The following is a 16,529-nucleotide window of genomic DNA, read 5'->3' as shown; positions in this document are numbered from 1 at the left end:
CAAAGAGTACCAACGAAAGGAATATATCGAAAACAAACCTATTTTATAAAACAAACTTGCCCTTTTTCTTATTTAAATTCTTTTTTAATATCTTTTCTATTTAAATTCTATCATAAATTCTACCAAATTTTCTTCAGAAGAAATATTTAATTTCTTCCGTACCCTATAACGTCCCATCTCTACTCCACGAACCGATATATTCATTAAATGGGCTATATCTTTTGTCGACAAATTCAGCCGCAAAAATGCACATAGCTTTAAATCGTTCGCTGTCAAATCGGGATAAGTAGCCTTTAATTTCCGGAAAAAACCTTCATGAATACGGTCAAAATTAGTTTGAAATACTTCCCAATCATTATCAGACCCTATATTTTCATCGATAATATGAACCAATTTATTATAATATTTATTTGGATACTGGGTGCCCAATGCTTCTTTCTGGGCTGTCAACTCATCTTTCAAAACCTGGAGCACTTTATTCTTATTAATAATAAGCATTGTAGAACTCGCCAATTCTTTACTTTTATGGGTCAATTCAGCCTCCAATTTCTCGCTCTTCAACTGAATAATATTTTTTTCTTGACGTTCCAGTTCTTCTCTACGCAATCGTTCCTGTTCCTGTTCTATTTTTTGCCGATTCCGTTTTATCGTATGGCTTATATACCATTTTACCCCGATAATAAGACCAATAAAGAGTAAAACATAAAAAGCAAAAGCCCAATACGACAAATAAAATGGCGGATTTATAGTTACCGGATAAGATATTTTGTCAAGTAATTCATCACTGGCAGAATATATATCGGCTTCAAAGGTGTACTTTCCGTATGGTAAACGGGAATATTTTATCGGCAAATTATTCACGGTTTTAGTCCAGTTTTCACCCAGACCATCCATCCGATACTTAATATAATAATCTTTATGACAATAATCCGGAAAAGCGACATCGAATGTCAATGTATTGTCTTTATCATACTCCAACTTAGTTCTATTGACAGAATTAACAGGTAAATAAACCGTATTTTTCCCCGGAGACGAAACCTGCACAGAATTAAAGAAAGTTTTACCTTTCGCTCTATTCTCATCCGCTCCATGTTCATATCTATACAGACAAACGGAGTTTTCTAAACAGAATATATAGATATCTTTTGCTATCTCGGTTACATTCTCAAACTCATTTACCAATTTGTTGTTCAAGTAAGAAAACGGTATTTTACGCAGAAAAGTCAATTTATTATCTACAAAAGTAACCAAAGCAAACATGTTATTATTTACCAGCCAATATCGATTATCATTTACCGGTATAATTTTATGTAAACTTTTAAATTCGCCCAATTGCTCATTCAACTTATCGAATGATATAATAGAATCTGTAAGATCGTCATATGTATATAATTGTATCCCGTTACCGAATATAATTCTTCCACCAATTTTCGATACGTATATTTTCTCCTGAGGCCGGTCTTCGGATAACGACCTGTACAGTTTTATCTCCTGAGCTTTTTCTAAATTATTATCTAACTTGACTTTAAATAATCCTTTTTCTACATGACTGGCCCAAATATTATTACAATGATCGATTTCCATTTGCCGCACAGGATTAACAAACTCCTGTATAACATGGGCTAGTTCCCAATCGCCTGCCCTATTTTTTTTATAAACAACTAAATGTGTATATGTACCCTGTATCAGATATTCAGCACCATTATGCCGAAACTGACGAACACAAGCACCTCCATTAATACTTGCCAATCGTGTTACTTCATTTCCTTTAATACGAAAAGCCCCGTCATTATAACCGATAATCAACTGATTCCCCAAATTAGCAATATCCCAAACCTGCCCGCTTATCTCGGGGAAAAAATACGCGTAATCGTCTTTCTCTGGATCATATTTATACAAACCTTGATTGGTTCCTAAATATAAGTATGGTTCAACATAACGAACTGAATAAACAGACCCTACCTTATCGAGATTTTTAGATGAAAAACGGAAAGGTAGGCTCTGAAGAATAAGGGAAATGCCATTATCCAACCCTACCCAAACATTATTAAAGGAATCGATACACAAACCTAAAACAGTACTGTTCTGAAGACCTTGATCTTTCCCTATCTTCCACGCTAACTGCTGATGTTTATCAAATGCATAAACTCCATCATGAATCGTTCCTATTATATAAATAGAATCGGAAGTCATCGTCGCACGATTGATTACGGCCCGGCTTAATTCCGAGGAATAAGCTGCAGCCCAAGGAATACATGTACTATGATTATAATAAAACATACCTGCAGAACCGGTACACAAAATCAAATCTTCATTTTCCAAAGGGAGTATCGCTGTAATGTCACTGTTACCTACCTGTTGCACAGGCAATACCAATTTAAAATTAGAACCATTGAATGCATACAATCCCTCTCTGGCCACATTAACATATATGCAATCCGAAGCCTCTTTAAAAGATAAAGGAGTAAACCCCAGTTTCTCACCTTTAACATTCTTTCCATCATAAGAAAAATAAGATGAAAATGTCTGAAAATAAATAGTCCCCTTCAATTTAGCGATGCTCCATACCTCATCGTTTCTCAACTCAAAATCGTTAAACTGTTTCGATAAAGAATAATAAATCAAATTACCCCTATCATCTTTTTCCCAATAACCAAACTCTTCGAAACCTCCGGAATATATGCGACCGTCATCATTAACATATAAAGCCCGCAAACGAATACCGGAAGGCAATTTATACGATTTCCATTTTTTTCCGTCGAATGTAAGTAAACCATCGTTATTCGCAAAATACATTATTCCGTCATGACCTTGTGCTACCGCCCAATTTTGTGTACCGCCATGATAAACATCCCGAGAAAAATTTTCCAGAAACGGCATATTAATCTGAGCACTTAAAAAAACAGGAATATATAAAATAAAGATACAAAAATAGAATCGTAAATATGGTCTCATAGTCTTACTAATAAAAAAAATGAATTCAACGTTAATAAAGATTTCTATCAGGTATATCGGACAACACTAATCCCCGCTAATATTGTATTTACACAACAAAGTAAATATTAATTTTTAATTCTTTTGCCATTTTGAAGTTGAAAACTAAAATGATGTAAAAGGAAAACGATACAATATTTATATATTTAATATATTTTTTACCGGCAAAACTGAAAGAATATATTAATTCTTATTTTTAAATCTGCAACTATACTTTAAAAACAAACGCCCTATATATTATTAATATTCAACAAAATAAAAATATATGTAGTACTAAAATAGAGTACTATAATTTAAAGGGCGCTAAATGTGATAATATTAACGTAGTCTTTTTTTTGAAGAACCTCCATATAAACGGTATGTTTGTATTGCAAAAAATAACAGCAAAGATTAATAGATATTATGAAAAGAAAAATCTTAATAAGTGTACTAATATTAAGTATTGCAGGTTCGGGATGTACTACGTCAAAATCAGAATGGCACAGCTATAGCGGGGATAAAACGATAGAGCATAAAGTAGACTCCGTTTTGTCTCTTATGACATTAGAAGAAAAAATAGGACAAATGACCCAATTCTCAAGCCACGGAGATATTACAGGTCCAATCGTCAACGAAGATATAGAACCTTATCTAAAAAAAGGATTGATAGGAAGTATATTCAATGCCGTAACGGTGGAAGGCATCCGCAAATTGCAAGAACAAGCATTAGCCGAATCACGGCTGAAAATACCAGTATTATTCGGTTATGACGTTGTACATGGTTTTAAAACTATTTTTCCGATACCTCTGGCCGAATCTTGTTCATGGGATTTGTATCAGATAAAGAAAAGTGCAGCCATAGCAGCCGAAGAGGCTTCAGCTGCCGGAATAGCCTGGACTTTCGCCCCGATGATAGACATTGTACGGGATGCTCGATGGGGACGTGTGATGGAGGGGGCCGGAGAAGATACCTATCTGGGAGCTCTTATTGCCGAAGCCAAGGTGAAGGGATTTCAAGGTAATCATTGGAAAGATTTATACAACACAAATACGATTCTTGCCTGTGCTAAACATTTTTGCGCCTATGGAGCGGCAGAATCGGGCAGAGATTATAACACAGTAGATGTCTCAGACCGAACGTTGAGAGAAGTTTATTTTCCTCCGTTCAAAGCGGCAAAGGATGCCGGTGTAGCAACATTTATGACCGCATTCAACGAAATAAGTGGCATTCCTTGCACTGCCAGCAAATATCTTTTTCGGGATGTATTAAAGGATGAGTGGCAGTTTAATGGATTTGTAGTAACCGATTATACAGCCATTAACGAACTGGTTCCCCACGGTGTTGCCCAAGACGAAGAGCAAGCGGCAGAATTGGCCGTAAATGCAGGTGTAGATATGGATATGACAGGAGGTGTATATCTGCATAATCTAAAAACTTTAGTAGAAGAAGGTAAAGTATCGGAAAATACAATCGACAATGCAGTCAGACGTATACTTGAAATGAAATTCATATTGGGGCTGTTCGATGACCCATATAGATATCTCGACGAAAAACGCGAAAAAGAGACGATTCTAAAACCCGAATTTTTACAGGCAGCCCGGGAAATTGGAAATCGCTCAATCGTTTTACTGAAAAATAATAATCAGTTTTTCCCTATCACTAAAGACCGCCAGTTAACAGTTGCCCTGATAGGTCCGATGGTGAAAAACAGAACAAGTATGAACGGGGAATGGTCGGCACGTGGAAATAAAAATGAAAGTGCATCCTTATTCGACGGCCTTACCGAAAAATATAAAAATACTAACATCAAATTTTTATATGCCGAAGGATGCGATCTGAAAGAACCTGGTACAGAAGGATTCGCCGAAGCCATAAATATTGCCCGTAAAGCCGATATAATAATAGCAGCAATGGGAGAAGATTACAATTGGTCGGGTGAAGCAGCTTCGAGAAGTAATATAAAATTGCCCGGATCACAACAAAAGTTACTAAAAGAACTCAAAAAAACAGGGAAACCCATAGGTTTAGTATTAATGAACGGACGTCCACTTGACTTATCCTGGGAAGATAAAAATATAGATGCTATTATGGAGGCATGGTATCTCGGAACCATGGCCGGACATTCAATAGCCGATGTCATAGTAGGAGATTATAATCCATCGGCCAAACTTACTATGTCGTTTCCCAGAAATGCTGGACAATTACCCATTTATTATAACCGTAAGAATACAGGCCGTCCCCTTCCTGAAGACAATCCTAAAATGGATTACAGATCGTCATATCTGGATGTAGAAAATTCTCCTTTATATCCATTCGGATACGGACTGAGTTACACTACATTTCAATACTCGAAACCATCTATAAGTTCAGGAATCCTAACTAAAAACGGAGAATTAAAAGTTTCGGTAACAATTACCAATACAGGAAATTACGATGGTGAAGAAATTGTACAATTATATATTCAGGATGTCACAGCATCTGTAACCCGCCCGATAAAAGAGCTAAAAGGTTTCCAAAAACTCAACATAAAAAAAGGAGAATCTGTTACTGCCGATTTTATTATCCGGGAAAAAGATCTGGGCTTTTTACGCCTCGACAATACATGGGGAACAGAACCTGGAGAATATAAAGTCTTTGTGGGTAATGATTCGGAAAACGTCCAAGAACTTAAATTCTCTTTAGTCGAATAGATAGTTCTATATTTGCATTTTCTGTTTCTACCTCGAACCGGCCAGAAACAGGAAATGTGATACAATCAGTCAATGCCCAGACATTCATATTTTTATTCTTTGATTATTAGTTATACAATAATCAAAGAAGGACATTTGTCCTTTTCTTTCTAAAATATACCATAACTATAAAATTATGCCATAATTATGAAAAACATAAATAAAATCATTTATTCCCTACCTCTATTTCTAATACAAAGCGCATATTCCAAAGAAGACAAACCGATGAATATAATATTCATCATGAGCGATGATCATGCCATACAGGCAATCAGCGCTTACGGCAATCCTGTATCAAAGTTGGCACCTACTCCTAACATTGATAAAATCGCTCATGACGGTGCTATTTTTAATAATAATTACTGCTGCAATTCTATTTCAGGTCCAAGTCGCGCCGCTATTATCACAGGTAAACACAGCCATAAAAACGGATTTATGAAAAACTGGGCCAAAGGCTTCGATAATACTCAACAAACTTTACCTAAAATATTACAAAAAAATGGTTATCAAACTGCTATAATCGGTAAATGGCATCTGGTATCGAAGCCAACCGGTTTTGATTACTGGATTGTTTTAAATGATCAGGGAGAATACAACAATCCCGACTTCATTACAGAGAAAGATACGGTTCAATATAAAGGATACGTAACCGATATCATTACCGATATAACAAAAAAATGGCTCGATTCCCGAGATAAAAACAAACCTTTTTTCCTAATGATGCACCATAAAGCTGTACACCGAAACTGGGTTCCTGCCGAAAAATATTATCATTTGTACGAAAATATAAAATTCCCTCTTCCAGAAAACTATTATGATGACTATACCGGACGCATTGCCGCATCGAAACAAAAAATGAATATATACCGAGATATGTACGAAGGGCATGACCTGAAAATGGTAACAGGAACAAACAGCGACACACTTTTATATGACCCATGGCCACAAGCATTTATGAACCGGATGACTCCAGACGAAAAAAATCGTTTTTTCGAAGCATATCGCAAACGAAACAATGATTTTTATGCATCTCCCAAAAATGAAAAAGAAATCGCTGAATGGAAATATCAACGTTATTTACAAGACTATCTCGCTGTAGTAAAGTCGGTAGATGACAGTGTAGGCGAAATACTCGAATATCTGAAAGAAAACGGACTGGATGAAAACACGCTGGTAGTATATACTTCGGATCAAGGATTCTACTTGGGAGAGCATGGCTGGTTCGACAAACGTTTCATGTATGAAGAATCAATGGCAATGCCTATGGTCATGGCGTGCCCGAGTATCATAAGACCCGGAACAAAAATAAACCAGCTCACACAAAATATAGATTTTGCCCCAACATTTTTGGACCTTTGCGGCATTGAAATTCCAGCAGATATGCAAGGTATCTCATTCAAACCTTTGTTAGAAGGAAAAAAAGTAAAGAATTGGCGTAAATATTTATATTACCATTATTATGAATTTCCAGGATTTCATAGTGTCAGGGCACACTATGGCATCAAAGGGAAGAGATACAAACTAATACATTTTTACAAAGATAATAACTGGGAATTATATGATTTGAAAACAGACCCTCATGAAATGAATAATATATTCGGGAAACCCGGCACTGAAAAAATAACTTACAAATTAAAGACCGAATTAAAAAAATTGCAACAAACATATCAAGTTCCTGAAGAATTATGTAGATAATACACACTTCAGATATAAAATACATAAAAACAAAGGTGTACCACAACAAAATCAAAAAAAAGTTAATTTTGTTGTGGTACACCTTCATTAATCATAAAAAGATCATATCAAATTTCGTTTTGAACAAAAGATGTCTCTTTCCATATCTTTTAATTACAATTATCATTTTGAATCTGGTACTTCTATTTAATTCGTACTCCGAAGAAGTAACATTAACTTATTGAACTTTATATTCAAGATTCAAGGGATATGCTGTAGATGAGCACACTCCTTGAATCTTAAAATTCTTTTTTTATTCTATCAAAACCATTGGAGTAACGGTCACATTTCCTGAAATTCCAGATGGTCTCGGATCCCAATTTTTAGCACTAAACCTTCCATCTTCACCGACATTCATCCGGCCTTTCGAATCGATATTTAGATTATAGAATATTTTCCATTCCAAGCCTTTTTTGTCCATATACGCTATACGGTTAGCCATCAGGTTGGATACTCTTATCTTCAATACATCATTGCCATTTAATAAATGTGTCGGTATATCAATTGTATAGGGAGCTTCAAAAAGAGTACCCAGGTAAGTGTCATTTATATATACCGCAGCACTTTCATATACATTATCCAACTGAAGCCTCCATGCATCCGTCTTTTCAGACAAGAGAGGCAAACGGGTTTCATATTCTGCAGTACCCGAGAAGTAAGCATAGTCCTCTCCATATTCAGTCCAAGACTTTAACTCTGAAACTGTTTTCTTCTCAGGTAAAACAGGTCCTCCTTTGACAAAAGTAATATTCCAATTATCAGATAAAACAAGACTCTCTCCTATCGGCTTATAATACGGATACAAATTTCCGGAATAAGTCTTCTGAAATGTTTCTACAATCATCGACTCATTTGGGTTCAACTCCATCCAAATATCTGTTTTTCCATTATTTACTCTTGTTCTGGCATAACCATCCTTACCTGTCATAGGATTATACAATGCACATGTACGATAGTCTGCATTCAAATTAACCCATCCGGAAAACTTAGTTTTTGAAGGATTAAACACAAAATAATAAAAATTGCCGTCATCCTTCAACCGACGGATACATTGTAACCCTTGACTATATAAACTTTCAGGCTTTACTTCTGACTGTTCCAGCAAATCCGGTAAAGCATTGAAAACTATAATCCTTCCTTTACCATATCGACAAATACGAATATCTCCCTCATCTGTAAAATGCAATCTCTTTTTCAAAGACTCCAGTTTCTTTCTATCTTGCTTTAAGTGTGCCAGTCCGGGTATATCCGACGGAAGATTTCCATAAAACGACACTGTAGCACCGGCTTTTGATAAATTTATCAACTTCTCAAAAGTCTCTACCGGCATATATTTCATTTTCGGAACAATTATCGTTTTATATGTATTTCTACCTGCAGTCAACTTGTCCTTTTTGACCTTCACATTCTGCAATAATTTATCTGATACAGCATCCCATGAATACCCTTTAGAAAGGAGATAACGCCCACACTCATCCATTGAAACCGTCTTAAAAGTATGGAAATAATGAAACATTTCCTTTCCCGGAGTAGACCAAAGGTCTGATATGCCATAATAAAGCAATATATCATTAGAAGGCTTCCCGGCTTGTAAAAAACTTTGAGCTCGGGCAACATAACGATTGATAGCTCCAAAATCGTCCCAAAAACTATTTGCCGGAGTAAAATGTACTGCCGCATAGAACAACCATCCCGGCCAAGGAGCATCCTGTGGTGAGAAATCGGTACCATGATAGAAAATGTGGTTTACTCCACCTAATAAAAATTTATCATTTGCTGCCTTCACATCAGATAATCTCGACTGAAAATGCTCATTTAAAAGAGTACACGATTCTGCCGAAGCCAAATTCTTTCCTGTAAGATGAGCTGTAGACGGAGCACTTTTTATATCAGAAATCGTACTTCCTTCTGTTTCAGGTACATCACTGGCAGCATACAAATCCAAAGCATTCGCCGGAGATCCATGAGCCTGGTTACGGATGCCTTTCCCCTGTTTTTCTGCCCAAGACTGCCAGTTTTTCGTAAATCTTTCCAGCATTAACTCAGAAATAACAGCGCGATAATCATGTAATACCCGGCAATTGGTCTCCTCATCGGCCAAACCTAACAATGCAGGAATATACTGTTTCAAGTCATATCCGCATATTTTTTGGAATTCAACAAAAAGCTCCGGTGTCCAGTTGGCACTTTCTACGGCATCATCAACCTCATACGAGTCATTAAAATAATATCTTAAATAACTTGTATCATAGCCTTTAAATGCGTCATCGAACTTTTTCAAATATCTTTTTATCGCCAGTTCCGAAAAATGATCTATCACATTCCCCTCTCCGCCCGGTCCGGCCCGTTCAACCATTTTACCATGATATCCTTGAAAAAGGGCACAGACCAGCCATTCTCCCGGAGGAGCCGTCCATTCCAAGAAACCATCTTTCACTTTATCGGTCAAGTCTATTGTTTCTGCAATTTTTTTTTGTCCTTTCACCAACTTATTGGCTGTAACAACAATCAAAGGCAAACTTCTCTTATACCAAATTTGAGCGTACGGGATTTTTTGCAAATCCTCATTCGCTGTAACTGGATATTTGACATCCTCAATATTTACTTTCAACCAATTCTGTGTATAAGCAAGAGGCTTCTCGATATATTCAATTTTCTCGGATAATTGTTGTCCTCCCTGCAACTTGAATGTTTTAGACCGCATATTTTTACAAGCAATCTCATCATCTACCCATGGCCCTCCAAACGGCCAGCCAGACGTATTTGCCAAGTCTACTCCCATCCCGAGGCGTTTAGCCTCGTTCAGGGTATATACCAACATCTCCATCCATTTTGGAGACAAATAATCGATAAATCGATCCTCTTTACCTTTAACTCCATATATAGGAGTTATCTCAACGCCTCCTAATCCGGCTTTCTGATAAGCCTCCAAGGCAGCAGTTATATCTTTCTTGGTAACGGCACTCCCTTGTATCCACCATCGGGTCCAAGGTTTTGTCTCCTTCTTTATCTCCGGCCATTTTATCTCTCCAGTTTCTTCTATTCCAAATGACTCAAAAGAAACACAAAGAGATAAAATGAGCATGAAAAATAGTCGAAAATAGATTTTATGGTTTTTCATCATTTCAACGTATTATTTATTTTTCCAAAGAAACCGATTTTATCTTCACCCGAGCACCCTCTTCATTCGAAACTACAAAACCGATAGTTACAGTTCCAGCAGAGGCTAAGTTAAACTCTACACCCTGCTTTGTCAAAGGTGTCGTTTCATCCCAATGCAAATAAGCAAGCACATCCGGGTCGGTCATCATATTTTCAATATCCGGCAATTCGGAACCCTTGGTTACAACAAGATAACCATCACTCTTTCCATCAAATCTAAATGGAATGAACCCTGCATTAAAGGTTCCGGCAGGCAAATCTACAGACTGATATATCTTCGCATTGGTCAATGCTCCTCCGGTAGCCTTATTTGCATAGAAGTCCATAACACCTCCATTATCACCTTGATATCCTCCTACATAGATTTTCTTTGACGAATTATAAGTAGACTTGACATTTTCCGTACAACTCCAATCTTTCAAACAATCGACACGACCTGAAACCAAACCAGCCTTAACAAAAGGAGCTCCACTATTCTTTATGTACTCATCTGTAATGTCTTCCCATATATGTATAACTTTTGTTACAGTGACCAAATTTCCGCGTGTCCCTTTCGAAGTCAACTTCACGTTATAAATCCCTACTCCAGGAAATACATGCTCTTTAGGATCCTGTTCCGTTACAATCTCAGAGCCATCCCCGAAATCCCATTCATAATTCAAACAAAATACAGAAGTATTTGAAATATGTATTTTCAAGGGATCTTTTTCATCGACTTCAAACGTAAAATCCGGTTGAGCTTCTATAAGTCCGGCCTTAATATCCAAAACAATAAGACTCTTACTTTCATTGATATCGACATTCGAGCTTAGGATCTTCACTCCTAAAGCATAGCGCTTATCTAAATTAGATAATAAGAAAGGGATATCTATCGCTAAATTGGACATTCCGAGATCTTCTCCTTTAGCTATATTCACTTGAGTATCCAGTTGATATTTACCTTCAGGTAATATTTCCGGAATACTTCCATCTTCATCTACCAATTCTTCCGACTCGATCAGTCCCGGTATAGTATCATTGTCTACACCCAATTCCACCACAACATTACCTTTGCTCCACACAGATCCTCTATATATGCCTATTGGTATAAGGAGCTTATTATTTTCCGCATCTATTTTATATCGGAACGGCTCATTCGGTGATTCTATAATCTGATCAACTTTATAAATAAGAGTCTCATATACTCCAGCAATATATACTTTATCATTCGGATATTCTGACCCGGCATCATAAACTTCACGGTATTCACAAGCATATAATAGTATCGACACCGTCAATACGGATAGAGCTTTATATATTATCTTTTTCATACATTTATTATTTTATTCGTTAAGATGATTACCAAAGCGGGTTCTGAGCCCAACCAGCAGCCATGACCTGTTCATTCAAAATAACAGATCCTGGTATTGGATAGAAATACATTTTGGGAGTGAAGACACGTTTTTCCACAGAAATTTTCCTATAAGTAAATGTACCATCACTTTCATTCTTTTGTATTTCTACTCCTTCCAAATCTGAATTAAGATCTGTTGTCGCAGTCATCCATCTCCGAGTATCCCACAAACGATGATCTTCAAAAGCAAGCTCAACACGTCTTTCATTCCGTATTCTCTCCCGAAGCACATCTTGACTGGCATCAGTTATAGGAGTCATTTTAACATCACTACGCTCTCTTGCCTTATTTGCATAAATCAGAATATCTGGATTACCCGGATCTGATTCATTCAAGGCTTCGGCATAATTCAAATAAATTTCTGATATTCGGAATATCACCCAAGGATGGTTGCTTGTCCCATTCGTAACCAGATTGATGTTCGAATCCACAAACTTTCTCAAATAATACCCTGTCAAAGTTCCGTTTTTGATATTTTTGTGCGCTCCACCTTCAAAAGTTTCTATAGTCGTATTCTGAAATGAAGCTCCGTTCATATATACTGTCAAAGCCAGACGAGGATCCCGATTGGCATACGGATTGGCAGCGTGTTCAGGATTATTCCAGTCAAATTTACTCCCATCAGTCATTTCATAAGCATCTACTAAATTCTGAGATGGAGTAACGCGTCCTTCTCCATTCGGAAAACCAGCCGGAAAATTGAGTTTCTCAAACGTATTGGTATTTCCATTTATACGGCGCACCAATATCAACTCAGGACTTTGGTACACCTTACCTAAATCCGTATATCGGGACATTAGTTCATATCCGGCTTGTGCTGACAAATCTATAACCGCTTTAGCTGCTGCCGCAGCTTCAGCCCACCGTTCTTTACGGTCTTTCTTGTTCAAAACAATCAATTCCGGATGAGAATACCCTTGCGCCCAAGATTCAGTATTCCATAAATCACTGGCAGCATACAATAATAAACGGCTCTTTAAGGCTAGAGCAGCACCTCTTGTTACTCTGCCCAAATTATCGTTATTATATACTATAGGTAAAGCATCTTCTTCTCCGTTTGGGCCTTCACCTCCTAAAACCGTACACTCATTCACTACAAAATCGACACATTCTTGCAACGAATTTCTCTGGATTTTCTCAAAATCAGTATCTAACGATAGAGCCGTAGTCATAATAGGTATACCACCATATCGTTTTATCAACTCAAAATGATAGTATGCTCTTAAAAAACGAGCCTCTTTTTTCCAATTTGTAATATCAGCCAACCTCGTTTTATATATTTCTTGGGCATTCTCACTCGGATCAAGTTTATAAGCGTCCAGATTGACTTCAAATTTTTCCGATGACTCCAAATACGTATTCACTCTTCGAATATAGGAATAATAATGCGACCATACATCATCAGGATTGACATACTGGTTCCACGAACCGGAATTAAAAGTCTGAGCATTACCTTGTAATGTATATTCGGCCTCATCACTCAACGAAGCCATCATGGCATTATCTATCAAGAAATGTCCATCCCGCATCCCGGTATACAGATGAATAACTTGTTTTTGCAGATTACCATATTCCGTAGCAATGGCTTCTTCGGTCAACGTTGTAGGATATTCTCTGTCCAAATCTGAACATGAGCCAAACAAAGAAGCCACCAATACCAAAGCTATGCTATGTATTTTTATCGTATTTTTCATTTTACTACTGTATTAATCAAAACTGAATATTTGCTCCCAAACTAATCGTTCTTACTGCCGGATACCCTCCAATCCGTTCCGAATCGTATCCTTTAACTGCATCTATTGCAAACAGATTGGTTCCATTCACAAAAATTCTCAAATCGGCTTTTGCTGCCGGAATAATATTTTTGAAACTGTATCCAAGCTCTACATCTCTCAACTTCAAAAAATTACCATTACACATCCAGAAAGTAGATGTTCTATAATTATTCTGCTCATTCGTAAGAGTCAATCGAGGATAGGTCGCCATATGTGCAGTTTCTTCCGAAGTCCATCTCCCCAAAGCATACTCAGAGATAGGACCATTATTCTGAAACGCCTTATAATAACTTGCATCCAGATATACCGTTCTATTCAAAGCTGCATGAAAAAACGCCGAAAAATCAAAGTTTTTATAAGTAAAGCCTAAATTCAATCCCAATGTAATTTCCGGAGTTTCGGTATAGCCGAAAGGATAACTATCGTTATTATCAATAACTCCATCCCCATTCCAATCTTTATACTTCAAATCACCGGGAAGCACATCTTTCCAAGTCGGTTTTGCAACGTCCGGATTATCAATATCTGCTTGTGTATAATATCCCAAAGCTTCCAGATAATAAGGCTGGTCTATACGATGTCCTGTCTTGTACAAATGGCTATTATTTTCTGCTTTAATCTCTTCAGACATATACAATATCTTATTTTTAGCTGTCCAGACATCTGCTTTTACATAATAGTTAAAATCTTTTCCTACATGGTCACTATACATCACAGAAGCCTCAACCCCTTGATTCTTGGTCTTTCCAATATTCAGATAAGGCAACTCAGCTCCTATATAAGAAGGTATCGTACGACTGGGCAAGCACAATATATCTGTACGGCGATTATAGAAATAATCAAAAGTCAAATTCAATTTTCCCCATAAGTTTGCTTCAACTCCAACATTGAATTTCTTATCTTTCTCCCAAGTAATGTCCGGATTGGCCAATCTCAATTGACGAAGACCATATAAATAACTATTCGATGTCCCGATATTATACCCATCTTTCTCCCCATATTCTTGGTCATACATAAAGCGAGTATCACCATTGAGTTTATCGTTTCCGGTCAACCCATAAGATGCCCGAAGTTTCAAAAATTTAACGACATCGTTTTTCTTCAAAAAATCTTCTTCCGAAATGATCCAGCCTACAGAACCTGCTGGGAAAAATCCTGCACGATGCCCTTTAGCAAAAGTTTCTGTTGCCTGTAATCCCATAGAGAATTCCCCTATATATTTCTTGGCATATGTATATGTAAATCGAGCCCCCATACCTACATGGACAAACGGTTGTTGTTTTCCATACGCTTCATTTTCATAAGAATACATCAGTAAAGCATCGATATCGTGTACATCAAATGAACCGCTATAGTTCAAAGAGCCCTGGAGTGTCGTATTTCTCCACTGGTCAGATAACGAGTCATCAATCGTCAACGACTCTTTTTTACCAAATGGTTCCGAATACTGATATTTCCCTTCTGCATCTTTACCCGTCAATGCATAATATTCATAATTGGCATAACGGTTAGAATATCCCAAATAATAACTGTTGAATGCTATCGCACCGGAAATACTCAACCCGGGAAGCAACATATCTAATTTCTCCGTCAGTTTCAATGCAGAATTTATATTCCTTGAGTTCTGTCTCCAATACCCCCGCTCAGCAATATTCGCTAATGGATTCGACCAGTTACTGCTACCACCCCACGAATTATTCGGATTTCGAACAGGGAAAGAGTTAGGAGGTAAAGATTGTATCCGGTTAAAGAGGTCATCTGTATTTTTACCGGCACCCGTTCCTCCCGGAGTTATCTTATCCTCTATTGCTATACCTAATGTAATATGTGCTGAAAGATTCTTAGAGATATTCACATCCATATTGGAGCGGACATTATAACGGTTATAACGTTGATTACTAGTTTTATCAGATAAGTCCTCTGTCCGTTTCATAAGTCCGGAATTGCCTAAATAGTTCAATAGTACAAAATATTTCACAACATCATTCCCACCTTGAAAATTCAGCCCGACTTTATACATTTCGGCTGTTTTCCTCAATGTCTCATCATACCAGTCTACATCCGGATACAAATACTTATCAGTGCCATTTTTATAAGCATCCAAAGCTTCTGGTCCATAATACTGGGCACCTCCATTTACATATCCATAAGCTTCATTATACAAATTAGCATAATCATACGAGTTCAAAAATTTCGGCATTTTCGTAGGCTGCTGAAACCCGACCTGAGCTGTGAAATTAATCTTCAAAGGAGAATTTGTCCCTCTTTTCGTATTTATCAACAAAACACCATTGGCACCTCTCAATCCGTAAATTGCGGTTGCCGAAGCATCCTTTAACAGTGTAACAGATTCTATCTCCTCTGGCATCAGTTGAGACAATAACGTCCGCAGATACCCATCAGCATCGGTATATTGAGTTACAAAACCATCGATAACAATCAAAGGCTCCTTCAATCCCTGAAATGTACCCATACCTCTTATAAACAGACTATTATCAATAACACCGGGCTCATCCGAACCTTGTCCTACAGTAAGCCCCGGCAATCTGCCGGCCAAGGAGTTAAGCAGGTTCGGTGTAAATGATTTTGACAATTCATCTCCCCGAACCGAAGAGATAGCACTACTTACTTTGTATTCGTCCTGCACATCATACCCGATATGAGTTTTTACAGACAAGCTGTCCCCTGCCGCTGACATAGATACAGGAATGGCGAGGAAAACAAAACTCGTTATATATTTAAATATTGAATTCATAATATTT

General features: G+C 37.2%; 7 protein-coding genes. 2 read left to right on the top strand and 5 right to left on the bottom strand.

Going from position 1 to position 16,529, the window contains the following annotated elements:
* Window positions 1-96 precede the first annotated feature (96 nt).
* A complete protein-coding gene (locus tag Cop2CBH44_RS13690; protein ID WP_021931879.1) occupies window positions 97-2,880 on the bottom strand; it encodes a helix-turn-helix and ligand-binding sensor domain-containing protein in 2,784 nt (927 codons plus the stop codon).
* Between the two features lie 516 nt (window positions 2,881-3,396).
* On the opposite strand from Cop2CBH44_RS13690, the gene Cop2CBH44_RS13685 reads away from it, so the two are divergent.
* Both Cop2CBH44_RS13685 and Cop2CBH44_RS13680 read left to right on the top strand, forming a co-directional pair.
* Window positions 3,397-5,664, top strand: a complete 2,268-nt coding sequence (locus tag Cop2CBH44_RS13685; protein ID WP_200755028.1) for a glycoside hydrolase family 3 N-terminal domain-containing protein — start codon at window positions 3,397-3,399, stop codon at window positions 5,662-5,664.
* Between the two features lie 186 nt (window positions 5,665-5,850).
* Window positions 5,851-7,398 (top strand): sulfatase family protein, encoded by a 1,548-nt coding sequence (locus Cop2CBH44_RS13680; RefSeq protein WP_200755027.1) that lies wholly within the window; start codon window positions 5,851-5,853, stop codon window positions 7,396-7,398.
* A 292-nt stretch (window positions 7,399-7,690) separates the two neighbouring features.
* Here the strand turns inward: Cop2CBH44_RS13680 and Cop2CBH44_RS13675 are convergent, their stop codons facing one another.
* Genes Cop2CBH44_RS13675 through Cop2CBH44_RS13660 form a run of 4 tightly spaced genes read right to left on the bottom strand, consistent with a single transcriptional unit; the run spans window position 7,691 to window position 16,522 of the window.
* Window positions 7,691-10,561, bottom strand: a complete 2,871-nt coding sequence (locus Cop2CBH44_RS13675) for a glycosyl hydrolase (protein WP_246469128.1) — start codon at window positions 10,559-10,561, stop codon at window positions 7,691-7,693.
* Window positions 10,562-10,574: 13 nt separating this feature from the next.
* Window positions 10,575-11,909: a DUF5013 domain-containing protein gene (locus Cop2CBH44_RS13670; protein WP_055097653.1), complete on the bottom strand. Its 1,335-nt coding sequence runs from the start codon at window positions 11,907-11,909 to the stop codon at window positions 10,575-10,577.
* A gap of 28 nt (window positions 11,910-11,937) precedes the next feature.
* Window positions 11,938-13,686: a RagB/SusD family nutrient uptake outer membrane protein gene (locus Cop2CBH44_RS13665; RefSeq protein ID WP_021931885.1), complete on the bottom strand. Its 1,749-nt coding sequence runs from the start codon at window positions 13,684-13,686 to the stop codon at window positions 11,938-11,940.
* 16 nt (window positions 13,687-13,702) lie between these two features.
* Window positions 13,703-16,522, bottom strand: coding sequence for a SusC/RagA family TonB-linked outer membrane protein (locus Cop2CBH44_RS13660; RefSeq protein WP_055097647.1), 2,820 nt, complete (start codon window positions 16,520-16,522; stop codon window positions 13,703-13,705).
* Window positions 16,523-16,529: the final 7 nt, after the last annotated feature.

Origin of the sequence: Coprobacter secundus subsp. similis, assembly GCF_015097275.1 — a bacterium.
Classification (GTDB): Bacteria; Bacteroidota; Bacteroidia; order Bacteroidales; family Coprobacteraceae; genus Coprobacter; species Coprobacter secundus.
The sequence above is the reverse complement of the archived record's forward strand: the minus strand, read 5'-3'. Positions and strand labels throughout refer to the sequence as shown.

Coding starts and splice junctions, on each gene's coding strand:
- Cop2CBH44_RS13680 (WP_200755027.1), top strand. CDS start 5,851: ATGAAAAACATAAATAAAATCATTTATTCCCTACCTCTATTTCTAATA.
- Cop2CBH44_RS13690 (WP_021931879.1), bottom strand. CDS start 2,880: ATGCCGTTTCTGGAAAATTTTTCTCGGGATGTTTATCATGGCGGTACA.
- Cop2CBH44_RS13675 (WP_246469128.1), bottom strand. CDS start 10,561: ATGATGAAAAACCATAAAATCTATTTTCGACTATTTTTCATGCTCATT.
- Cop2CBH44_RS13665 (WP_021931885.1), bottom strand. CDS start 13,686: ATGAAAAATACGATAAAAATACATAGCATAGCTTTGGTATTGGTGGCT.
- Cop2CBH44_RS13685 (WP_200755028.1), top strand. CDS start 3,397: ATGAAAAGAAAAATCTTAATAAGTGTACTAATATTAAGTATTGCAGGT.
- Cop2CBH44_RS13660 (WP_055097647.1), bottom strand. CDS start 16,522: ATGAATTCAATATTTAAATATATAACGAGTTTTGTTTTCCTCGCCATT.
- Cop2CBH44_RS13670 (WP_055097653.1), bottom strand. CDS start 11,909: ATGAAAAAGATAATATATAAAGCTCTATCCGTATTGACGGTGTCGATA.